The organism is Thalassospira sp. A40-3, assembly GCF_015871485.1.
Taxonomy (GTDB): Bacteria; Pseudomonadota; Alphaproteobacteria; order Rhodospirillales; family Thalassospiraceae; genus Thalassospira; species Thalassospira tepidiphila.
The window spans coordinates 2,224,942-2,245,139 of the sequence record NZ_CP065428.1; the positions used below are offsets into that span (position 1 = coordinate 2,224,942).

The 20,198-nt window shown below is 55.6% G+C and carries 23 protein-coding genes, 2 tRNA genes and 1 riboswitch; of the genes, 14 read left to right on the forward strand and 11 right to left on the reverse strand.

The window, feature by feature from the left end; translation table 11 throughout:
* Nucleotides 1-10 precede the first annotated feature (10 nt).
* From IT893_RS10090 to rpmF, 3 genes are read left to right on the forward strand one after another with little or no spacing between them, the layout of a single operon-like run.
* A complete protein-coding gene (locus IT893_RS10090) occupies nt 11-529 on the forward strand; it encodes a GNAT family N-acetyltransferase (protein ID WP_197145082.1) in 519 nt (172 codons plus the stop codon).
* The gene (locus IT893_RS10095) at nt 526-1,212 is read left to right on the forward strand and encodes a GNAT family N-acetyltransferase (RefSeq protein WP_197145083.1); all 687 of its coding nucleotides are present in this window, start codon (nt 526-528) and stop codon (nt 1,210-1,212) included. The genes IT893_RS10090 and IT893_RS10095 overlap by 4 nt, the downstream gene beginning before the upstream one ends.
* A gap of 41 nt (nt 1,213-1,253) precedes the next feature.
* The gene (gene rpmF, locus IT893_RS10100; RefSeq protein ID WP_007090029.1) at nt 1,254-1,433 is read left to right on the forward strand and encodes a 50S ribosomal protein L32; all 180 of its coding nucleotides are present in this window, start codon (nt 1,254-1,256) and stop codon (nt 1,431-1,433) included.
* 129 nt (nt 1,434-1,562) lie between these two features.
* On the opposite strand, the gene IT893_RS10105 is transcribed toward rpmF, so the two are convergent.
* Nucleotides 1,563-2,519, reverse strand: a complete 957-nt coding sequence (locus IT893_RS10105; protein ID WP_197145084.1) for a threonine/serine dehydratase — start codon at nt 2,517-2,519, stop codon at nt 1,563-1,565.
* 168 nt (nt 2,520-2,687) lie between these two features.
* On the opposite strand from IT893_RS10105, the gene metC reads away from it, so the two are divergent.
* Entirely contained in the window at nt 2,688-3,872 is a 1,185-nt protein-coding gene (gene metC, locus IT893_RS10110) for a cystathionine beta-lyase (RefSeq protein ID WP_197145085.1), read from the forward strand.
* Between the two features lie 70 nt (nt 3,873-3,942).
* Here metC and IT893_RS10115 read toward each other — a convergent pair whose 3' ends face one another.
* The 4 genes from IT893_RS10115 to IT893_RS10130 form a co-directional block, all read right to left on the reverse strand.
* Nucleotides 3,943-4,437 (reverse strand): DUF3429 domain-containing protein, encoded by a 495-nt coding sequence (locus tag IT893_RS10115; protein ID WP_197145086.1) that lies wholly within the window; start codon nt 4,435-4,437, stop codon nt 3,943-3,945.
* An 82-nt stretch (nt 4,438-4,519) separates the two neighbouring features.
* Nucleotides 4,520-5,326, reverse strand: coding sequence for a metal ABC transporter permease (locus tag IT893_RS10120; RefSeq protein WP_197145087.1), 807 nt, complete (start codon nt 5,324-5,326; stop codon nt 4,520-4,522).
* Nucleotides 5,323-6,168: a zinc ABC transporter ATP-binding protein ZnuC gene (gene znuC, locus IT893_RS10125; protein WP_197145088.1), complete on the reverse strand. Its 846-nt coding sequence runs from the start codon at nt 6,166-6,168 to the stop codon at nt 5,323-5,325. The genes IT893_RS10120 and znuC overlap by 4 nt, the downstream gene beginning before the upstream one ends.
* On the reverse strand, nt 6,149-6,625 hold the full coding sequence (locus IT893_RS10130) for a Fur family transcriptional regulator (protein WP_008890884.1): 477 nt from the start codon (nt 6,623-6,625) through the stop codon (nt 6,149-6,151). The genes znuC and IT893_RS10130 overlap by 20 nt, the downstream gene beginning before the upstream one ends.
* A gap of 151 nt (nt 6,626-6,776) precedes the next feature.
* Between IT893_RS10130 and hisI the strand changes: the two genes are divergently transcribed.
* The 6 genes from hisI to IT893_RS10160 all read left to right on the forward strand — a co-directional run bounded on the left by hisI (nt 6,777) and on the right by IT893_RS10160 (nt 11,836).
* Nucleotides 6,777-7,175: a phosphoribosyl-AMP cyclohydrolase gene (hisI, locus tag IT893_RS10135; protein WP_197145089.1), complete on the forward strand. Its 399-nt coding sequence runs from the start codon at nt 6,777-6,779 to the stop codon at nt 7,173-7,175.
* 40 nt (nt 7,176-7,215) lie between these two features.
* A complete protein-coding gene (locus tag IT893_RS10140) occupies nt 7,216-8,349 on the forward strand; it encodes a GTP-binding protein (RefSeq protein WP_197145090.1) in 1,134 nt (377 codons plus the stop codon).
* A 336-nt stretch (nt 8,350-8,685) separates the two neighbouring features.
* Nucleotides 8,686-9,516 carry an aldo/keto reductase gene (locus tag IT893_RS10145; protein ID WP_197145091.1) on the forward strand — a complete coding sequence of 277 codons (831 nt, stop codon included), beginning with the start codon at nt 8,686-8,688 and terminating at the stop codon, nt 9,514-9,516.
* A gap of 196 nt (nt 9,517-9,712) precedes the next feature.
* Entirely contained in the window at nt 9,713-10,375 is a 663-nt protein-coding gene (locus tag IT893_RS10150; protein WP_197145092.1) for a YitT family protein, read from the forward strand.
* A 267-nt stretch (nt 10,376-10,642) separates the two neighbouring features.
* Nucleotides 10,643-11,209, forward strand: a complete 567-nt coding sequence (locus IT893_RS10155; RefSeq protein WP_197145093.1) for a hypothetical protein — start codon at nt 10,643-10,645, stop codon at nt 11,207-11,209.
* 66 nt (nt 11,210-11,275) lie between these two features.
* Entirely contained in the window at nt 11,276-11,836 is a 561-nt protein-coding gene (locus IT893_RS10160) for a hypothetical protein (protein ID WP_197145094.1), read from the forward strand.
* 127 nt (nt 11,837-11,963) lie between these two features.
* On the opposite strand, the gene IT893_RS10165 is transcribed toward IT893_RS10160, so the two are convergent.
* The 5 genes from IT893_RS10165 to IT893_RS10185 form a co-directional block, all read right to left on the reverse strand.
* Nucleotides 11,964-12,040: transfer RNA gene (locus IT893_RS10165), tRNA-Arg, on the reverse strand.
* Nucleotides 12,041-12,182: 142 nt separating this feature from the next.
* Complete coding sequence (locus IT893_RS10170; protein WP_063089999.1) at nt 12,183-12,476, reverse strand: ETC complex I subunit; 294 nt, start codon at nt 12,474-12,476, stop codon at nt 12,183-12,185.
* 144 nt (nt 12,477-12,620) lie between these two features.
* A tRNA-Pro gene (locus IT893_RS10175) sits at nt 12,621-12,697 on the reverse strand.
* 162 nt (nt 12,698-12,859) lie between these two features.
* A complete protein-coding gene (locus IT893_RS10180; RefSeq protein ID WP_008890893.1) occupies nt 12,860-13,306 on the reverse strand; it encodes a DUF192 domain-containing protein in 447 nt (148 codons plus the stop codon).
* The gene (locus IT893_RS10185) at nt 13,303-14,517 is read right to left on the reverse strand and encodes an acetoin utilization protein AcuC (RefSeq protein WP_197145095.1); all 1,215 of its coding nucleotides are present in this window, start codon (nt 14,515-14,517) and stop codon (nt 13,303-13,305) included. The genes IT893_RS10180 and IT893_RS10185 overlap by 4 nt, the downstream gene beginning before the upstream one ends.
* A 187-nt stretch (nt 14,518-14,704) precedes the next feature.
* Here IT893_RS10185 and IT893_RS10190 point away from each other — a divergent pair, with 187 nt between their 5' ends.
* Complete coding sequence (locus tag IT893_RS10190; protein WP_252723919.1) at nt 14,705-15,793, forward strand: S9 family peptidase; 1,089 nt, start codon at nt 14,705-14,707, stop codon at nt 15,791-15,793.
* A 43-nt stretch (nt 15,794-15,836) separates the two neighbouring features.
* On the opposite strand, the gene IT893_RS10195 is transcribed toward IT893_RS10190, so the two are convergent.
* A complete protein-coding gene (locus IT893_RS10195) occupies nt 15,837-16,967 on the reverse strand; it encodes a citrate synthase (protein ID WP_197145096.1) in 1,131 nt (376 codons plus the stop codon).
* A 93-nt stretch (nt 16,968-17,060) separates the two neighbouring features.
* Here IT893_RS10195 and IT893_RS10200 point away from each other — a divergent pair, with 93 nt between their 5' ends.
* The 3 genes from IT893_RS10200 to IT893_RS10210 all read left to right on the forward strand — a co-directional run bounded on the left by IT893_RS10200 (nt 17,061) and on the right by IT893_RS10210 (nt 20,182).
* Entirely contained in the window at nt 17,061-18,416 is a 1,356-nt protein-coding gene (locus IT893_RS10200; RefSeq protein WP_197145097.1) for a CoA transferase, read from the forward strand.
* Between the two features lie 69 nt (nt 18,417-18,485).
* A riboswitch (TPP riboswitch) is annotated at nt 18,486-18,597 on the forward strand.
* Nucleotides 18,588-19,373, forward strand: a complete 786-nt coding sequence (locus IT893_RS10205) for an ABC transporter ATP-binding protein (RefSeq protein ID WP_197145098.1) — start codon at nt 18,588-18,590, stop codon at nt 19,371-19,373. Its footprint overlaps the riboswitch before it by 10 nt.
* Nucleotides 19,370-20,182, forward strand: a complete 813-nt coding sequence (locus tag IT893_RS10210) for an ABC transporter permease (RefSeq protein WP_197145099.1) — start codon at nt 19,370-19,372, stop codon at nt 20,180-20,182. Before IT893_RS10205 ends, IT893_RS10210 begins: the two co-directional genes overlap by 4 nt.
* The last annotated feature ends 16 nt before the right edge of the window (nt 20,183-20,198 follow it).

Sequence of the window (20,198 nt, forward strand, 5' to 3'; positions counted from 1 at the left end):
GAGAAACCCGATGCCCGCCCCATCCCCGTTCGGTCCGGATATGACCAACCATACCGCCGATGGCGCGGGCATCAGACTTGAACAGCTTAAAGCCCCTACTAACGACGATATTGCCGCCATCACCCGCCTTTGGATTGCGACCGGCCTGATCCCGGCGATTCGCGATGCACGGCAGGATATTGAAAACTGTATTGCGGCCGATAACGGCAGCCTGATTGTCGCGCGCATGCCAGATGATCAGCAAATCTTTGCCACCATGATGACCGGCCATGACACTGTCTTTGGCTGGATTCATTATCTGGCAATTGCTGAACACGCCCAAGGAGGCGGCATTGGCCGCGAACTGGTAACTTTGGCCGAGGATATCCTGCGTCTTTCGGGCTTAAGTGAAATCCGGATCACGATTGAAAATGCCGCAGCGGGTGATTTTTACGCCAAACTCGGCTATGACTTTATAGCAAGCGTCACCGATCAGGCTGATCCTGATCCGCACCAAAACAAAATAATGCGCAAGAGTTTAGCCCAATGACCCCATCCAATCCGCGCAAGCTGGAAGTTGTGATCAGCTTCCTTGAAATGCAAAGCCCGCCAGAACGCGCGCCAGCCATCGTCCCGCCCGGCAAGGTCGCGATCATCCGGGCCGAAAACCCGACCCTGTCATTTTATCGCTACCTATATAATACGGTCGGCGAACCATGGCTGTGGTGGTTACGCCGCCTGATGAGCGACGAAGAACTCTCCGCGATCCTCGCCAAGCCGGAAACGCATGTTTATGTGCTTTATGTTGCCGGTGTGCCCGCGGGCTTTGCCGAGCTTGATCTGACGGACTTTGAATCGGATAACGTCATTGATCTGCACTATATGGGCCTGATGCCGGAATTCATCGGCAAGGGCTTTGGCAAATACCTGCTGGATTGGGCGATTGATACCGCCTGGAGCTTCAAGCCCACCCGCATTACGGTCAATACCTGCACACTTGATCATCCAAGTGCACTTGGGGCTTACCAAAAGGCAGGATTTGCTATATATGATCGCCGAACCGATATTGTTGATGATCCGCGCGATACAGGACTGATCCCGCATATCGACCACCATGTCGATCATGATGGTCATCCAGCGAGCGATACACCTGATCGCGAAAGTGATCCGGAAAATGCAAATAATGCAGATTCCGACACTTTGATCGTTGACTTTCCCGACCGCGCACGGTAACAAGCGCGCCTGAGTTTACCCAAGCCAGAGGATGATGACCCATGGCAGTGCCAAAGAAAAAAGTGACCAAGTCCCGTCAGGGCATGCGTCGCTCGCATGACAAGCTCGCCAAGGGCTCGTACCGCGAAGACAAAGAGACCGGCGAACTGCATCGCCCGCACCACATTGACCCGAACACCGGTATGTACCGTGGTCGTCAGGTGGTCGAGCCGAAGATGTAATTCCGCACCGGAGAGCTTTTTGCTCTTTGGCGGTTTGCGACGCTATATATTTCCGCGCCAGTCCTATCGGACTGGCGTCTGGTTTAAAAAGGGATGAAACCGTTTGGTTTCATCCCTTTTTATTTATCCCTACTCAAAACCATCCACACCGGTTCCGCACACGATCACCCCGACCCGCCCCGGATTGGGATCACCCAGGCGATCATTCATGACGGCGGCAATACCGGCGGCGGCGGAAAGCTCGACCGAAATGCCAAACTCTTTCCAAAGCCACTTGGCAGATTTTTGCATTTCCTCGTCACTGACCAACGCGATGCGATCCACATTCCTGCCAATCAGATCGACATTAAGTGCGGATGACTGACGCGGCGCCAGACTGGTGGCGGCGGTGTTCACGCTGGGCAAAGTCACGACCTCGTTGGCCTTAAGGCTTTCGAACAGGGTTGCCGCCCCGGTCGGCTCCACACCGATCACCCGGATCGATGGGCGCAACAAGCGTGCGGCTGTCGCCACACCGGCAATCAGTCCACCACCACCAATTGCCACGACCAGTGTATCAAGGTCGGGTTGCTGTTCTAAAAGCTCAAGCGCGATGGTTCCCTGCCCGGCAATCACCTTGGGATCGGCGAATGGATGGATATAGGCCATACCGCTTTCATGTGCGTGTTCCATCGCGGCACGGTTGGCGTCGTCCCAAACCGCCCCGATCAAAGCCACATCAACCCCCTGCGCGCGCAGTTTTTTGACTTTGGGCTGTGGTGTATTGGTCGGCAGGAAGATTTTCACCGGTACACCCAGTGTGCGGGCCGCATTGATCACACCCATGCCATGGTTGCCACCCGATGCGGTGCACAGCCCGGCTGATCTTTGTTCGGGTTCAAGGGCCAGTGCAGCATTCATGGCCCCGCGTGCCTTGAAGGATCCGCTGACCTGCATGTTTTCAAGTTTCAGGAACATCTCGGGGATGCGATCACGTGCGACAAAGCCCGATATATCGCCAAAATTACTGGCCGCAAACACCGGGGTCAGGCGCATATGGTCTGATATCGCCTTGCGCGCAGTGCGAAAATCCTGAAGTTCAATCACGGGGCCCCCTTGCTGTATTCTGTGTCATTCGCTGCTGTTATTGCCTGTAAAAAATAGCCTGATATCAGGCATTAACAATGGCTTTGACACAAAAAGCCTTGAATGGCCGCCGCCAAGGTGGTTTGTCTTTGAAGCATAAGACGTCGCGCCCAAGGAGAACCGCCTGTTATGTCATCGCAAAGCCCCAAACATACCGCAACCAAACTGGTCCATGCCGGTCGCCGTTCCAGCCAGTATCACGGCGTGGTCAACCCGCCGGTTCTGCATGCCTCGACCATCCTGTTTGACAGCCTGGCAGAACTTGAAAAGGCTGGTGCCTCCGTCCCCGGAAAAACGACCTATGGCCGCCACGGCACCCCGACGCGCTTTCTGCTCGAAGAAGCCGTTGCCGAACTTGAAGGTGGCTATGGCACGCTGTGCGTTTCATCGGGCGTTTCGGCGATTACCAATGCCATCCTCGCCTTTGTAAAGCCCGGCGATCATATCCTGATCACCGACAGCGCTTATTTCCCGACTCGCAACCTGTGCAATACCTTTCTTAAGAAGTTCGGGGTCGAGACGGAATATTATGATCCGGCGATTGGCGGCGACATTGCGGGCCTTATTCGCGATAACACTGCCCTTGTCTGGTGCGAAAGCCCGGGGTCGCTGACCTTTGAAATGCAGGATATTCCAGCCATCGCCAAGGCCGCGCATGCGCGCAATGTAAAGGTAATGCTTGATAACACCTGGGCTTCCCCGATCCTGTGCCGCCCGTTTGAACTGGGTGTTGATGTGTCTGTTCAGGCCGGTACCAAATACATTGTCGGTCACTCGGATGTCATGCTGGGCACCATCACGACCGCGACCGAGGAAGACCTTCTGACCATCAAGAAGCAGGTCCTGATTTCCGGTGACGCGGTTGGTCCGGATGATTGTTACCTCGCCCAGCGTGGCCTTCGCACCCTTGCCGTGCGCCTGAAACAGCACCACGAAAGCGGCCTTAAGGTCGCGAACTGGTTGCAGACCCGCCCGGAAGTCAAACGCGTCCTCCACCCGGGTCTGCCCGATGATCCGGGCCATGCCATCTGGAAGCGCGATTTCTCGGGCGCGTGTGGCCTGTTTTCCTTTGTCATGCAGCCGGTTGAAAAGGCCCAGCTTGCCAATATGGTCGATAACATGGAGCTGTTTGGCATGGGCTTTAGCTGGGGCGGTTTTGAAAGCCTGATCCTGCCCTCAGACCCGGCCAAAATCCGCACCGCCACCAAATGGGACGACGATGGTCAGCTGGTCCGGCTCCATATCGGCCTTGAAGACCCCGATGATCTGATCGCCGATCTTGAAGCCGGGTTCGCGCGGCTCAAAACGGCCTGAACCCGAAAATGACAAAGGGCGCTGAACTTTCAGCGCCCTTTTCTGTTCAAGCCTGTAAACCTTCGTGGTCTTAGAGCCACGCAAACAAAAGCGACGCAATCACAATCACCGACAGGATGACGCGCAAGTTGCCATACCACGTCGGAAACTGACCGCCTTTCACTGTCTGCAAGTCAATCAACAGCATGGCCGCAAAGCTCGCCGCCAAAACGGGCAACCCAATCGCCAGCGGCACAAGCAGTGTCAACCATCCGATAAGCGACGGCACCACACTGATGCCAAGCGAAACCCACAGGAACTTGTCGGCACCACTGCCCTTATCAAAGGCATTTATTGCCCTTCCCCAATGCACGCCGCCCAGAAATGACAAAATCACCGCGCCATAGGCGACAAGGGTGAAATAGGCCAATGACTGATGTGCACCCGACAAGAATGCCCCGCCAATTGACAAGACAACAAACGGGATCGCGCCACTTAGCCCGAACCAACGCGCGGGGACCGGGATGGACGCAAAGAAAGCCGAAGCGGATACTGGATTACGATCTGTTGATGATTGCTGCGGCACGCCGATATCCTTTCACGCGGTTCTATCTGCGCTTTACGGAATCGGGTGCCGGGCTGATCACCGCGTTTGCAGTGATAACGCTTTAGCCACCTGCAAAGTGGCGCTTGGCACTCATCACAATGCCGCTGGCAACAAAGATCGCCGCGGCCGAAATCACGATGCTTGGCCCGGCAGGCGTATCGACATGCCAGGACAGGGAAATCCCCGCCAGAACCGATGCCGCACCAAACAGACCGGCCCCAACCGCCATCTGTTCAGGTGTGCGGGCAAAGAAACGCGCACTGGCGGCCGGGACGATCAGAAGGGCTGTAATCAGCAAGACCCCGACAATCTTGATCGCCATGCCAATCACAAGTGCCATCAGAAGCATGAAGATCAAACGCAGCCGTTCGACCGGAATGCTTTCGGCCGCGGCAATTTCCGGGCTGACTGTCAGCGCAAGCAAAGGCCGCCACATCCATGCAAGGATGCCAAGCGCAAAGGCGCCGCCAACCGCCAAAAGCAAGATATCCCCGGTATTGACCGCCAGAATATCACCAAACAGATAGGCCATCAGATCAACAGCAACCCCTTGCACAAAGGCAAGCGCGACCATCCCCAGTGCCAGCGTGGAGTGCGCCAGCATGCCCAGCACCGTATCGCTGCCAATCCGCGATTGCCGCTGCCCATAAGCCAGAATAAGGGCTGCCGCCAGACAGGTCGCGATCATGCCAATCCGCACATCCACCCCGATCAGAAGACCAAGTGCTACCCCCAAAAGGGCCGTATGTGCCAGCATGTCGCCAAAGAACGCCATGCGTCGCCAGACGATAAAGGCGCCAAACGGTCCACAGACAATGGCCAGCAAAACACCGCCCAAAACGGCACGAAACAGGAAATCGTCCATCATTGGTTTGTTCCCGCCCCTTCTTTGACGGCTTTATTGTGATCATGCGCGTGATCATCTGCATGATGGTGATGCGCATGATGGTCATGGGAATGATCGTGACCACATCCGCCAACAACATGGCCCGACAAATCATGTTCGTGATCATGTTCGTGGTGATAGATGCCAATCGCATCGGCCTCGCGCACGCCAAACAAGGACCGGTATTCCGGATGCTGGCGCACGGTTTCGGGAATACCCGAACAACAGACATGGCGATTGAAGCACACCACCTGATCGGTCTTAGCCATCACCAGATGCAGGTCATGCGAAATCATCAGAACCGCGCAATCAAGTTCACGGCGGATCTCGTCAATCAGGCGATAAAGCTCCGCCTGCCCGGAAACATCCACGCCCTGCGTCGGTTCATCAAGCACCAGTAAATGCGGACGCAGCAAAAGGGTGCGGGCCAGCATCACACGCTGCGTCTCGCCGCCGGAAAGCTGGCTCATCTGCGCGTCAATCACATGGCCTGCCCCGACCTGCGCCAGAACCTGTTCGCAATCCGCCCGGCTCACGGATCGGGTCAGGCTTAGAAACCGCTTCACCGTCATCGGCAAAACCTGATCAATGGCAAGCTTTTGCGGCACATAACCAACCGTAAGGCCGCGTTTGCGCACGACTTCACCGCTATCGGCTTTTTGCAAACCCAGAAGCGTCTTGACCAGTGTTGATTTCCCGGCACCATTCGGCCCGATCAGGGTAATGATCTCGCCCGGATGAATGGCAAGCGATACCTGATCAAGGACGTGCTCATTACCAAAGGACAGAACAAGGTCACGGCCTTCAATGAGTGGCGCAGTCATGGCACAGCCCCTTGATCTCGACCGTGGTCGCCTGAATGGTAAAACCGACACTGCGCGCCGCCTTGCGCACCGCGTTGCTCATATCCTCGTTGACCGCCTCGGCGACGCGGCCGCAATCAGTGCAGATGAAATACTGCCCCAGATGTTCGCAATCAGGCCGGTCACAGCCAAAATAGGCATTAAGCGACTCAATTCTGTGCACCAGACCAAGCTCGGTCAGGAATTCCAGCGCGCGATAAACCGTTGGCGGCTGAACCCGCTGCCCCTCGGCGGTCAGCGCATCCAGCAACTCATAGGCCGTAACCGCCTTGTGCGATTGCCAGATCAGGGTAAAGACCTTGCGGCGCATGTCGGTAAAGCGCGCATTTTCGCTGTCACAGACTTTCTCTGCCTGCGCAAGTGCGCTATGCACACATCTGTCGTGATCATGGCCCTTTTTGGGGAAAAGATCGCTCATAGCTGAATATCTCGTATCGACGGCCATCTGGTTTCGGCGGTTTCGGCCCAACCGATTTCAAAAAGCCGTGGCATCTGATGAAATGTTATAATATATCATTTTCTGACGCGCCGAACGTCAAAAGTCAACCACCATCGACCGGAGCTTCCCCATGACGGGCTCAAATGCACTGATTGCCGACAAACTGAAATTCAACGAAAACGGCCTGATCCCGGCAATCGCCCAGCAACATGACACGGGCGAAGTCCTGATGATGGCCTGGATGAACCGCGATGCCGTGCTTGAAACGCTTGAAACCGGCCGGGTGTGCTATTTCTCACGCTCCCGCGGGAAACTCTGGCGCAAGGGTGAAAGCAGTGGTCAGGTGCAGAAACTTGTCGATTTCCGCTATGACTGCGACATGGACACCGTTCTGGTCGAGGTCGATCAGATTGGCGTGGCCTGCCACACCGGACGGCGCAACTGTTTCTATTTCGCCGCACGTGATGGCAAGGAAGTCGTGATTTCCGAACCGGAAATCTCGGCCGAAGAGCTTTACGGCAAGAAATAAGCCCCAAATCCCACGCCCAGCGCAAAAGACCTGATTGATCATGACCCTTTCCAACGAACAGTTTGACCGCATCGCCACCACCGTCATCACCGGCTTTCTGGGCAGTGGCAAGACCACGCTTTTGAATGCCCTGCTGACGCAGGATGGCATGGATAAGACGGCGGTGCTGATCAACGAGTTCGGCGAAATCGGGCTGGATCATCTTCTGGTCCGCGAAGTGTCCGAAGATGTGGTGCTGCTCAATTCCGGCTGTATTTGCTGTTCGGTGCGCGGTGATCTGATTTCGGGGCTGCGTGATTTGTTTGTCAAACGCACGCGCGGTGAAATCCCGGAATTTGATCGGGTAATCATTGAAACCACCGGCCTTGCCGACCCGGCCCCGATCCTGCACACCCTGATGACCGACCCGCTTCTGACCACCAAGTTCCGCCTTGATAGCGTGGTGACCACGGTCGATGCCATCCATGGCGCAGGCCAGCTTGATAACCATCCCGAAAGTGTCAAACAGGCCGCTGTTGCCGACCGCATCCTGATGACCAAGGCCGATCTGGCTGATGAGGCGACGCGCACCACGCTTGAAACCCGCCTGCGCGCACTCAATCCGGCCGCCCCGATCCATCCGGTGGTCAATGGCGATATTACGGTTTCAAAGCTGTTTAATGCCGGGCTGTATGACCCGACAACCAAAAGCATGGATGTGCAGAAGTGGCTGCGTGATGAAGCCTACGAGCAACACGGCGATGATCATGCACATCATCACGACGATCACGGGGATCATGACCATCATGATCATGACCACTGCCACCATGACCACAGTCACGACGTCAACCGTCATGACGACCACATCCGATCCTTTTGCATCACCTTTGACGAACCGATCCATTGGGATGCCTTTGTCACCTGGGCCGAAATCTTTACCCAGATGCGCGGCGAAAGCCTTTTGCGCGTAAAGGGCATCCTTAATCTGGTCGGCGAAGACGCGCCTGTCGCCATTCATGCCGTGCAGCATGTTTTCCACCCGCCGGCATCCCTGCCCGCATGGCCAAGCGACGATCATCGGTCAAAGATCGTCTTCATCACCAAGGATCTTGGGCCCCAGGTGATCCGTGAATCGCTTTATCACCTGAATGCCGCGGTCAGCGAAACTGCTGATGGCAATACGGTCAAAGAATAATCGACGGCGTTTGAGCCACATCAAGGATCATCGCCGGTGATTGCGGCAATCTCGTCCTTGGCTTGATACAGCCTCACTCTAAGTCCTGAACTTCGGGCGACCCATTAATTTGGTCGCCCTTTTTCTTTGCCTGAAAATCCCCACCCGCACACGGGGCAGCCCCGGGCCTCTCGCCAATTGCACAGCCTGTACCATCCTGATGTACAGGTTGCGATCGGCGACATGCGCACTAAATCTGGCGCAAATCGGGCAAACTGACACCGGATCGTCATTTGCACATGACACCGCGAAGACCCAAAATCACAACAATCAAACGAAACAAGGGGGTACACCAGTATGATTTACCGGAACTGGCAGGACACTAAAATCCCGGCCCTTGGCTTTGGGACGTACGAGCTCAATAACGACGAAGCGGCGAAAATGATCGCTGAGGCCGCCAAGATCGGCTATCGCCATTTCGATACCGCCCAGATGTATCACAACGAACAGGGCGTTGGTCAGGGCCTGAAAAATTCCGGCCTTGCACGCGATGACTACTTCCTGACCACCAAGGTCTGGTACGACAAATTCCAAAGCGGTGATTTGCAGACCTCCGTGGTCGAAAGCCTGCGCAAGCTTGATCTGGACCATGTTGATCTGTTGCTTCTGCACTGGCCCAATGATGACGTGCCGCTTGAAGAAACCATGGCAGCCTTGAACGAGGTCAAGAACCTCGGCATGACGCGCCTGATCGGGATTTCAAACTTCCCGACCGCCCTGATTGATCAGGCCGTGTCGCTGACCGATGCGCCGCTGACGGTCAATCAGGTCGAATATCACCCCTATCTTGACCAGTCCAAGGTGCTCGAAAGCGTGCGCGCACATAACATGCTGCTGACGGCCTATTGCCCGATTGCACGTGGCAATGTCATGAAGGATGCAACCCTTAAGGCCATCGGTGAAAAATACGGCAAGTCACCTGTACAGGTCACCCTGCGCTGGTTGCTGCAACAAGACAGCGTCATGGCAATCCCGAAATCGGGCTCACCGAAAAATGCTGCGGCCAATTTCGATATCTTTGATTTCGAACTTTCGGAAAACGACATGGACGCAATTCATGATCTTGCCAATCCAAATGGACGCCTGATCGATCCGTCCTTCGCCCCGGAATGGGACAAGGCCGCCTGATCATCATCCGGCGTAACCGCGAACAAACATACAAAATTACCAAGACCGGCTTGCTTTAAGCCGGTCTTTTGCGTTTGGCGATGCCGTTACATCAAAAACACGCGATTTACGCCGCGATCTTGCCCACCGCTTGTTTCGCACCTGCGAAAAGCGTATTTTAATTCAATCTAATCAACCAACTGGCAGCACACCGCTTATGAGCACCGCAAACACCACCGATAAAACCGCCCCGGCCACAACCAGCGAAACACCCAAAAAGGACGATATCGCCCATCGCCCGTATGAGGATGTGCTGGCCCTGTTGCTGGGCACCATGGTGGTGTCGCTTGGTGTCACGCTTTATAGCGAAAGCATCCTTGTCACCGGCAGTACCGCCGGCGCCGCCCTTCTGATTGAACATGCCACCGGGCTGTCGTTTGGCGTGATCTTTTTTGTGATCAACCTGCCGTTTTACTGGCTGGCTTTCAAACGCATGGGCAAGGCGTTTACCATCAAGACCTTCATCGCCGTTGGTCTGGTCTCGGCCTTCTCGAAGCTGACCCCGATGCTGGTAGAGTTCAACACGCTCAACCCGATCTATGCCGCGATTGCCGGGGGTGCGTTGATGGGGATTGGCCTGCTCATGCTGTTTCGCCATCGCGCCGGCCTTGGCGGGGTCAATATCCTCGCCCTCTATTTGCAGGAAAACTTCAACATCCGCGCCGGTTATTTCCAGCTCGCCGTTGATATGGTGATCCTCGTCTGCGCCTTCCTGACCCTGCCCTTCGACAAGGTCCTTCTCTCCATCCTCGGCGCCGTAGTGCTCAACCTGATCATCGCCCTCAATCACCGTCCGGGAAGGTATTTGGCAGCTCGATAGCTGTTCACTTTTGGCTGCTCGAGGTTTCCTCTCTCCCAATTGTCAACGCTGATAGGAATTTGAAAGCCGTATCGTTTGATACTTGATCTTGCTGTGACGGTTAAACCATAGAGTTTCTGTACGTCACCAATTTATCTTCCTCAAAAAAATTTAGTGCAGGCCAGCATTTCTTAGGCTTTGACCAAGTGCAAGCAATAAGAGTCATGCAGCACCTACTTTCGCACAACCAAAAGCTGCGCTATGGTCATGTAAAACACGGGGGATTAAATGGACAACAACGTCAAAGCGTTCATCATTGCACTTGGTCTTGTAATTCTATTCTTTGTAGGTGCTATGGCTGGTTATAGCACCGGACACTCCGAATTTTGGAACGTTACTGGCGACACAGGCTGGCGCCTACAATGGGAAGTCTTGCTGACCGGACTTGCTGCGATTTTCGGTGGTTACATGGCGTATCGCGGTGCGACAGAGCCCAGCCGTGTCACCAGCAAACAGATCGCCGAACGCCACCTTAGTGAGTTCAAAGATGCCTTCATTACCTTACGGATGCTCGCCAACAAAAACGGTCCGTATTACAAGTTTCTCAGACTGGACCCGAGCGACCCACGCGTAAAAGCCAGACTGCGCCAAGAAATGCTGTCCACTGCCGCACGCATCCCTATCCTCCCCCTGCAAGTTTTCACTGAAAGAGCAGCTGAACACCGTATGTTTCTTGACGGCATGGAAAAGACTGTTGAGGCAGCCGACCCCGACGATCTTCTGAGCCTTGCGGAACTGGCATGCAACATTGCAGATTCTTACATCGAGGAAATTAAAAAGCATGCCAAACTGTAAATCACAAACACCAGTTTTCGCATAATAGAAAGCCGTGCTGCAACACTGCAAAAACAGAAGGATAGCATGAAAGACAAAGGAATTTTGCTTCTGACGACCTTTGTGGCGCTAACTGCGGGCTGCATCGGATACGGGCTTGGCGATGGGTTAGTGCGATACGAAAACATCACCAAAGCTCTGGTTGGCTCCGACCGCTTGCAATGGGAGGTGATGTTGACCGGACTTGCGGCCATAGCTGGCGGTTATCTGGCCTATCACGGTGCGACTGAACCCGACAAATTAGCACGCAAACAACTTGCCACCAACCACCTCATAGAATTCGAAAAATCCATTTCGCGCCTGAGAATTTTCGAGAACCCGGACAGCCCGTACTACAAATTTACAAAAGAAGACCAGTACAGCGAAGCCGCACTCGAAAAACTCACAGCTGCGCTGATCGAGTTTGCGCAAAACATCCCCATGACCCCACCTGAAATCAACTCGCAGGAAGCATCCAAACTCAAAGAAAATTTTGCAGATATCGAGGACGTCATTCCGAACCTCGCACATGGTGAGGTAGTGGGATTTGCAAACTATATCGTTGCAACCGCTAACGGTTATATTAACGAAATAAAAAAAACTCTCTAACCCTCCCCCAAATTTACAATCCGGCAAACAGTGACAAAACCCACTCCGCAGGCGCGATGAGCAGAGTGACCAACAATAAATCTGTCAAATCACCTAACCAACACAATGCATTGATAATAAAGAAAAATGGCGATCCCTGCAGGACTCGAACCTGCAACCTACAGATTAGAAGTCTGTTGCTCTATCCAGTTGAGCTAAGGGACCGCTGGGTGGGGTGGTTACGAACCCCGGGGCATGGCATTGGACGCCTGCCCGACTGTCTTTACAGGCTTTAACGTCCCCTGTCAGACGAAACGGGGCGGAAATCCGCCCCGAGAATTGGTCAAATACGCTGGCGAGTGCCAGATCAGACGACGCGTTTGAACGCGAAGTTGTCGGCATAGGCCTTGAGCTGAAGTTTGCGCGGTTTCGGCATTTCGATGTCCGCGATCAGCTTGTGCTTGGCGGCAAAGGCCTGCGCCTCTTCGAGGGTTTCGAAATACATGCGGACCTGACCACGGGTGTCGGTCGATCCGATCCAGCCCATCAGCTGATCCGCGACCTTTTTCGCACCCGGTTCAAATTCCATGACCCAGTGCTTGGTCGCAGCCTGACCGGACTGCATGGCGTTCTTGGCAGGTTTGTAAACACGGACCTTCATCGGGACCCTCGTCTTGACCTTCGGGATAAGATGATGATGGCAGTTAAGCGGGTCTCTCTAACCCCTGCTATCAGTTCATCTTTTACACCTTTTATCGTGACTTGGAAATCCCGTTGGGCATCCGAAAAACGATAAAAGGGGAAATGGTCGGGAAGGCGAGATTCGAACTCGCGACCCCCTGCTCCCAAAGCAGGTACGCTACCAGACTGCGCTACTCCCCGACGCGGATGTGGATTTAGCACCATCTTGCTGGGTGGGCAAGACCGCATTGCGTGTTTTTCTCGAAAATATGACACAAAAACCGACGCAAAAACCAAAGGCCGCAGATATCACCTGCGGCCTTGCTATTGCTGATTGATTGTGTGGCGTATCGATGGCGCGGCCTAGCGCGGCAATCCTTCGACCTTTTCACCAACCTCAAACCCCATCCGGTCAGACGACCCACCATTGAGTTCAAGCACAAAGCGCACCGGCCTTGGCGATGGAATGATGGTTTCTGATTGCGGCACGGTGCGCTTTTCAATGCCGACAATCGTGCCGTCGGCCGCGATGAACAGCATATCAAGCGAGATAAAGGTGTTTTTCATCCACATCGAAATGTCGCGTGGTCCGCCGAAATCAAACAGCATTCCGGCGTCTTCAGCCATTTCGGTACGGAACATCAGGCCGCGTGACCTTTCTTCGGGTGTGATGGCCAGTTCAACATTGAACACTTCGCCATCAACAAGAAGACGCGACCGTTCATAACCGGTTGCCTTTGCATTCAGCCCGGCAACAACCGCCGCGCTGACAAAGCACACAACCAAAGCCATCTGAAAGAACGACTTCATACCCCATATCCTCTTAGTCTTTTGACGCGATCCCGGACCTCGTCCCGGATGGCGCCACCCCGCCATGGATCCGCAAGCGTTGTGAACAACTCACTTGCCGGCTGTCTTCCACGACTATGCGCCCATTTTATGACACGCAGGATATTTTCCGCTGTGATGGGTAACACATCAGGTATTTCGATCCCGTTAATGGTTGCCCACACCCCGGACCAACAGCGTGCAACGCCATATGGACTATATCCTCCGCCGCCGAGAACAAGACTTCGGGGCGCCAATCGGGTCATCGCCCCCACGACTTCCCAGATCGACTGATTGCCCAAAAGCTGTCTGGACAGTGGATCCTCTGCTAGAGTATCACATCCACATTGTAAAACAATAGCTTGAGGCGCAAAACTTAATCCAAGAGGAATCAAATATTCAAAAAGTATGAAACGCATCTCGTCATCATGCATGCCGCCCGGCATCGGAAGGTTGCGCGCCATGCCGCCTGCAATGTCATCAATTGCGCCGGTCTTGGGCCACAGGTCTTCCTGATGGATGGAAACAGTCAGTACGCGTTCATCCTCGGCAAAGGCAATCTGCACCCCGTCGCCGTGATGGGCATCGATATCAACATAAAGCACCCGGTCCAACCCGCTATCAAGCAACGCATAAATGCCCAGAACCGGATCGTTGAAGTAACAGAACCCCGATGCCCGGTCGCGCAAACCGTGATGGGTGCCCCCTGCCGGATGATGAATGATCCCGCCATCCTTGATCAGGTTGGCCGCCATCACCGATGATCCGGCGGCAGTCGCCGGACGCCGGAAAATTTCCGGATAGATCGGATTGCCATTCTTGCCGAGCCCGAACCGCTCCATCATCTCGACGGGCAGCGCCTGATCGCGTTCGGCCTGCATGACGGCGGCAATATAATCCGGGTCGTGGAACCGTGCGAGCTGATAGGGTGTTGCCACCGGCCCGGTCAGATAGGAGGTCTCATCCACCCAACCCAGCGCATGCACCATATCGACGACCAGCGACACACGCGGGATCGCCAGCGGATGCTTGGCACCATAGCTTGAGCCACGATAAATCTCGGCCGCAATCATGCGCGGGGCAGGATCGGCAATACGGCGGTCAGGTATCTCGTCAGAAAGGGTCACAATGGCACGCAGGGCAGATTTGGTTGCAGTGCCGAAAGCATTGACCGTTTCGTGATGCTCTTTCAAGTTCTGTTTTGTGCAATTCCAGGCACAGGACCTAGCGCTTTGCACCTATGGCCGGGATGCTTTTGGGCTAAACACCTGATTTCATCGACATAACCGGTTGCAAGGCGATTGACGGGCCCCCTGACTTCTCGCAATCTGCGAATAGTGCCAAATCGTCCTTGCTGCCACCGACCTGAAAGGCTGTGCCGTGCCATCGCCCCGCCGCATTCGTTACCATCGCCTTGTCAGGGGGGCGTTTGTTCTGTTTGTGCTGCTTGTTGCTGTTTCCGGAAGTCTTGCACTTCTCGGATTGTCTGACTTTGATATCAGCAACCGGTCGACTAAACAGATCAGCTTTGCACATGGTGATGCTGTTCTGTCTGGCAGCCTGATCTTGCCGGATGCGCAGCATACAGGCCCGATTGCCCTTCTGGTTCACGGCGATGGTCCGCAGGACCGCTTTGCGGGCGATGGCTATTTACCCCTGATCAATGCCCTGCTGGATCGCGGGATCGGCATTTACAGCTGGGACAAGGCCGGGGTCGGCGAAAGCACGGGAAACTGGCTTTCGCAATCCATGAATGACCGCGCAAACGAAGCCGTTGCAGCGTATGACGCAATCAAGACGGCCTATTCCGACAGCGGACAACAAATCGGCTTTATCGGTTTTTCCCAGGCGGGCTGGGTGATCCCCAAAGCGTCGCGGATGATCCCGGACAATGCCTTCAATGTCATCATAGGCGGGGCCGTAAACTGGCAAGACCAGGGCGCTTACTACACGCGTCAACGCCTGCTGGCAGGTGGCGCAACAAAAGCCGATATCACCCGTCAGCTCGAACGCAATCAGGTTCGCGACAGCGTGTTCTTTGCGCCCGATGCAAGTTACGAAACCCACCTTGCAAACACCAGTGATCCGTCACCGATGGCATCGGACCGGTTCGGATTTGTAAAACGCAACATCACATCTGACGCAAAAGCAGACCTGGCACAGCTTGAAACACCAACACTTGCCATGTGGGGACATGATGATCTGAATGTGGATGCAAAATCCGATGCAGACATCTATCGCGATGTCCTGATTGGCCGACATCCTGAAAATGAGGTGGTTGTCATTCCTGATGCCACACACGGACTGCTTAGAAGCAATCTGTTTAACTACCAGCTCAGTAGCGAGATGCCGACATCCCGCCAGATGCTTTATGTTGCCCTTGGCCGGTATGCCTATGCGCCCGGCACGTTTGACAAGATCGCGGGCTGGATCAAGCAGGTGGTTGAGGCTTCGACCCCGTACAGATGACGCAAGGGTCAGATGTAACTTATGCTGCACAATCTGGATCGCATCAGGACACGCTGGCGCGTGGCCGAATGATCTTGCCACTTTTGCGCTGTTCAAAAAGATGCGCGATCCAGCCTGCCATGCGCCCAACGGCAAAAATACCAAGTCCTGCCCCCTTCGGCAGACAAAGTTCGCGTTCAATCAAGGCCAATCCGAAATCAAGGCTGGGATGCTGCCCGGTATTTTGCACGACCTCATTTGCAATGCGCGCCCAGAAGGCATCGCCAGTCTGACCACTGGCCTGCATGAGTGCACGGGTGCGCGGATCGCCATCGGGGTAAAGCGGATGACCAAACCCCGGCGGCACATGATCGGGATCAATCTTGCCGCCAGCTTTTTCGACCTGATCCATCCACGCCCGACATCTCGGTGTCAGGCCGCCATGGCGCGTACCCGACAGGGTCGACAACCCCGCCATCAGGGATGCCGGTATGGTCGCCCCGGCCGATGCAGCAACACGCACCGCATAGGCCGATGCATTAAGCTCGTGATCGGCACAAAGTACCAGGGCCCGACGCAACAAGTCCGGTGCATTTTCATGATCTGACCATGCGTTTGCCAGGACCAAATGGATCGGGCTTTTCCCGTCGCCTGAGACCCCGGCAGCGGCCAGGGCGCCCAGCCGAACGATCCGTGCGGCGGTCGGGCGACCATCACCACGGGGCGATCCGGTCATCAGCTCTGCCAGCATCGCCACCATGCGCTGAAGCGCCAGGTCACGTTTGGCCGGAACAAAATCCGGTGTGGCATTCAACACAGGATCGCATCGAAGCCCTGCCAAAAGACCGGCCGCGTCCTCAAGCGTCATGGTGCGGGACAGTTCGACGGCGTTTTGACCACGATAGTAAAACTGCCCATCGGCAATGCGGGTGATGCCCGACACCAGGATCGGCTCCCCCCAATCAATGGTCGAGGCCGCAACAGATTGCCGTGACCGTCCACGTCGTTTCCGATCATGCAGTTTGGCGACATCGCGCCGGTCATACAGGCTTTTGCGTGCATCACCCGGATGGGCAACAGCGCGCACAATACCCCGACTGACATAGGCGTAAAGCGTGTCGCGCGATATGCCGACCTGCGCGCACACATCTGCTGCCGACAATGTGCAGAATGATCCGTCATCGATTTTTTTCATATTGATTATCTTGATCAAGATTGACGATTTGTCCAGTCCGGCATGATGCTTTGATCACTACTGGTTCCGCCCCTTGAGAAAGGAAACGCCATCATGCCCAACCGGTTCACACCCCAGATCGCCAATGCCCTTGGTCTATCTGACCAACCTGTAATCACGACCATCGGCACAGATGTCTTGCCGTCCTATTTCGCAGTCACCGAACTCGCCTGCGCGAGTATCGGGATGGCCGCCGCGATGATTTCAAACTGGCGCGCCCTTGAAACCGGATCAGACGCACCGGTAACGGTTGATCAGCGGCTGGCGTCGAAAGGGTTCAGTATGACAATCCGCCCACAAGGCTGGACATTGCCAAACGTCTGGGACCAGCTGGCGGGCGACTATCAAACGCGTGACGGGTGGATCCGGCTACATACCAACGCGCCACATCACCGCGCGGCGGCACTTTCTGTTCTGGGCGATTACGAAACCCGCGATGATCTGGCGATGGCTGTGCTGGATTGGCAAAGTGACATGCTTGAAAACGAAATTGTCGCGGCCAGTGGATGTGCCGCAACCATGCACAGCCTTGAGGAATGGCAGGCACATCCGCAAGGAATATCCATCGCTACCGATCCACTGATCTGCTGGGACCAGCACGCAAACACCAATGTCGCCCCCGCGTCAATTGACCCGGCCCGCCCGCTTCGTGGTATCCGCGTTCTTGATCTGACACGTATCCTGGCCGGCCCCGTCGCCGGTCGTTTTCTGGCGGCTTATGGTGCCGATGTGTTGCGCATCGATCCGAGGGGCTGGGACGAAGGTGCGGCCATTCCCGAAGTCACACTTGGCAAACGCTGTGCGGGACTTGATCTACGGGACCGGGAAGACCGAAAACTGTTTGAAGACCTGATTAGCGGTGCTGACATCTTGCTGCATGGCTATCGTCCTGACGCCCTGTCCGAATTGGGGTATGACGCCAAAACGCTGCGCGCGATTAACCCGGCGCTGATTGATGTGACGTTGTCTGCCTATGGCTGGACCGGGCCGTGGGCCAAACGACGCGGGTTTGACAGCCTCGTGCAAATGAGCTGCGGCATTGCCGATTGGGGGATGGAACAATCAGGGTCGAAAAAGCCCCTACCGCTTCCGGTTCAGGCCCTTGATCACGCGACGGGATATTTGATGGCGGCCAGCGCAGTTCACGCCCTGATCCGCCGCGCCGCCCATGGCGAGGTCACAACCGCCCGCCACTCATTGGCCCGAACGGCACATATGTTAAGCAAGACAGCGACACCTGACTGCCTTGGCATGATCGCCGCGGAAACAGATGCCGATATTGCCCCGCATTTTGAAAACACAGACTGGGGCCCAGCCCGGCGCATCGCCTTTCCGGTCAGTATCGCAGGAACACCGCATCACTGGGATCATCCGGCGGGAAAGCTGCATCGTCATGGCGCGCACTGGTAAGCTGTGATCAGGATCAAGTCCAAGAACTGTTACAAAACTTGACGGCAGCGATTTGTCTGCGCATAGTCCCCTGATCTCCGGGGGGGCCGATCGTAAATCGGCTGAGAGGTTCGGTGTTGCCGAACGACCCTTTGAACCTGAACCGGTTAAGACCGGCGTAGGAAGGATCGAATGCGCAGCACAGAACACGCGCCCCAGATGGCGCAAGACAATCCAACCAGATTTGATATTGCGCTCCGTGCGGCCCGCGTGGCTTTCAACGGCGTCGATATTTTCCATGATCTCGACCTGACCTTACAGGCGGGCAGTTTTACCTGTCTACTCGGCCCAAGTGGTGTCGGCAAAAGCACGCTTTTGCGCTATTTCGCAGGCCTCGTCGAAGGCGATGTTAGCGGTACCATCACCTGTTCGGACAACATCGCGCTTACCGGTCGGGTCGCCTATATGGCGCAACAGGACCTGCTCTTGCCATGGCGCAGTGTTCTCGAGAATGTGGTGCTGGGTGCTGTCCTACGCCACGAAAAACCCGATTATGAGAAAGCCTCACATTTACTGACCGAAGTCGGATTGCATGACGCGGCAAACCTCCGCCCGGCTGAACTGTCCGGTGGCATGAAACAGCGTGCGGCCCTTGCCCGCACATTGATGGAAGATCGCCCGGTCGTTTTGATGGACGAACCGTTTTCGGCCCTTGATCCGCTCAACCGCCTGCGCTTGCAGGAGCTGGCCGCACGGGTGCTGCGGGGCAAAACGGTGTTGCTTGTGACCCACGACCCGCTTGAGGCATTGCGCCTTGGCGATCGCGTGCATGTCCTGACCGGCAGCCCGGCCCGCTTGCAAGACGCCATCACGCCCAAGGGCCAAAGCCCGCGCAACATTGCCGATCCCGAAATCCTGGCACAGCAGGCCGAACTACTCGGCCAACTTGGTGCCGAGCGGTCGGAGGGCGCAGCATGAGCACGCAAAACAATCCTCATACCAATAAAAAAGCACTGTCGGAGCAACGCTGGCTGATCCTTGCGCGGCCGCTGATTATTATCATTGCGCTGATTGCCACTTGGCAAATGTTGGTGATTGTTACCGGTGCGCCGAAATACATGCTGCCACCGCCTGCAGATGTCTGGCATACCCTAATCGCGCGTCATGCCGTCCTGTTCGATCATGCGAAATATACCATCGCTGAAACCGTGATCGGCCTGTTTGCCGGTGCTGCCCTTGGCACGCTGGCCGCGATCCCTATGGCGCTGTTTTCGCCGGTGCGTTTCTGGCTGATGCCGATCCTTTTGGTTTCGCAGGCGATCCCGTTCTTTGCCCTGGCGCCGCTTCTGGTTCTCTGGCTCGGCTTTGGGCTGGCGTCCAAAATCGCCATGGCGGCCCTGATCATTTTCTTCCCGGTCACGGTTGCGTTCTTTGACGGCCTGTCACGGACCGAGACCGGCTGGCTCGATCTGGCGCGCACCATGGGGGCCAGTCGTTGGCGACTTTTGACCCATATTCGACTGCCCGCCGCCCTGCCCGCCTTTGCATCTGGTTTTCGCGTTGCCACCGCCGTTGCCCCGATCGGGGCGGTGATTGGCGAATGGGTCGGGTCCAGTCACGGCCTGGGTTATCTTATGCTGCATGCCAATGCGCGGGTTCAGATCGATATGGTCTTTGCCTGTCTTCTGATCCTGTGCGCGTTTTCTATCACGCAATATTTCATTGTCGATCGCGTGCTGCGCGCGGCCTTGCCATGGCAACCCGACAGCCTGAAACCGGTTCGGTAAGACACCACACGCCGGC

What these genes read in the sequence shown, in the direction of transcription:
- IT893_RS10130 (WP_008890884.1), bottom strand. Translation starts at nt 6,625, where the DNA reads ATGAGCGATCTTTTCCCCAAAAAGGGCCATGATCACGACAGATGTGTG.
- IT893_RS10140 (WP_197145090.1), top strand. Translation starts at nt 7,216, where the DNA reads ATGACCCTTTCCAACGAACAGTTTGACCGCATCGCCACCACCGTCATC.
- znuC (WP_197145088.1), bottom strand. Translation starts at nt 6,168, where the DNA reads ATGACTGCGCCACTCATTGAAGGCCGTGACCTTGTTCTGTCCTTTGGT.
- IT893_RS10205 (WP_197145098.1), top strand. Translation starts at nt 18,588, where the DNA reads ATGCGCAGCACAGAACACGCGCCCCAGATGGCGCAAGACAATCCAACC.
- IT893_RS10145 (WP_197145091.1), top strand. Translation starts at nt 8,686, where the DNA reads ATGATTTACCGGAACTGGCAGGACACTAAAATCCCGGCCCTTGGCTTT.
- IT893_RS10120 (WP_197145087.1), bottom strand. Translation starts at nt 5,326, where the DNA reads ATGATGGACGATTTCCTGTTTCGTGCCGTTTTGGGCGGTGTTTTGCTG.
- IT893_RS10090 (WP_197145082.1), top strand. Translation starts at nt 11, where the DNA reads ATGCCCGCCCCATCCCCGTTCGGTCCGGATATGACCAACCATACCGCC.
- IT893_RS10180 (WP_008890893.1), bottom strand. Translation starts at nt 13,306, where the DNA reads ATGAAGTCGTTCTTTCAGATGGCTTTGGTTGTGTGCTTTGTCAGCGCG.
- hisI (WP_197145089.1), top strand. Translation starts at nt 6,777, where the DNA reads ATGACGGGCTCAAATGCACTGATTGCCGACAAACTGAAATTCAACGAA.
- IT893_RS10160 (WP_197145094.1), top strand. Translation starts at nt 11,276, where the DNA reads ATGAAAGACAAAGGAATTTTGCTTCTGACGACCTTTGTGGCGCTAACT.
- rpmF (WP_007090029.1), top strand. Translation starts at nt 1,254, where the DNA reads ATGGCAGTGCCAAAGAAAAAAGTGACCAAGTCCCGTCAGGGCATGCGT.
- IT893_RS10200 (WP_197145097.1), top strand. Translation starts at nt 17,061, where the DNA reads ATGCCCAACCGGTTCACACCCCAGATCGCCAATGCCCTTGGTCTATCT.
- IT893_RS10095 (WP_197145083.1), top strand. Translation starts at nt 526, where the DNA reads ATGACCCCATCCAATCCGCGCAAGCTGGAAGTTGTGATCAGCTTCCTT.
- IT893_RS10170 (WP_063089999.1), bottom strand. Translation starts at nt 12,476, where the DNA reads ATGAAGGTCCGTGTTTACAAACCTGCCAAGAACGCCATGCAGTCCGGT.
- metC (WP_197145085.1), top strand. Translation starts at nt 2,688, where the DNA reads ATGTCATCGCAAAGCCCCAAACATACCGCAACCAAACTGGTCCATGCC.
- IT893_RS10210 (WP_197145099.1), top strand. Translation starts at nt 19,370, where the DNA reads ATGAGCACGCAAAACAATCCTCATACCAATAAAAAAGCACTGTCGGAG.
- IT893_RS10150 (WP_197145092.1), top strand. Translation starts at nt 9,713, where the DNA reads ATGAGCACCGCAAACACCACCGATAAAACCGCCCCGGCCACAACCAGC.
- IT893_RS10155 (WP_197145093.1), top strand. Translation starts at nt 10,643, where the DNA reads ATGGACAACAACGTCAAAGCGTTCATCATTGCACTTGGTCTTGTAATT.
- IT893_RS10195 (WP_197145096.1), bottom strand. Translation starts at nt 16,967, where the DNA reads ATGAAAAAAATCGATGACGGATCATTCTGCACATTGTCGGCAGCAGAT.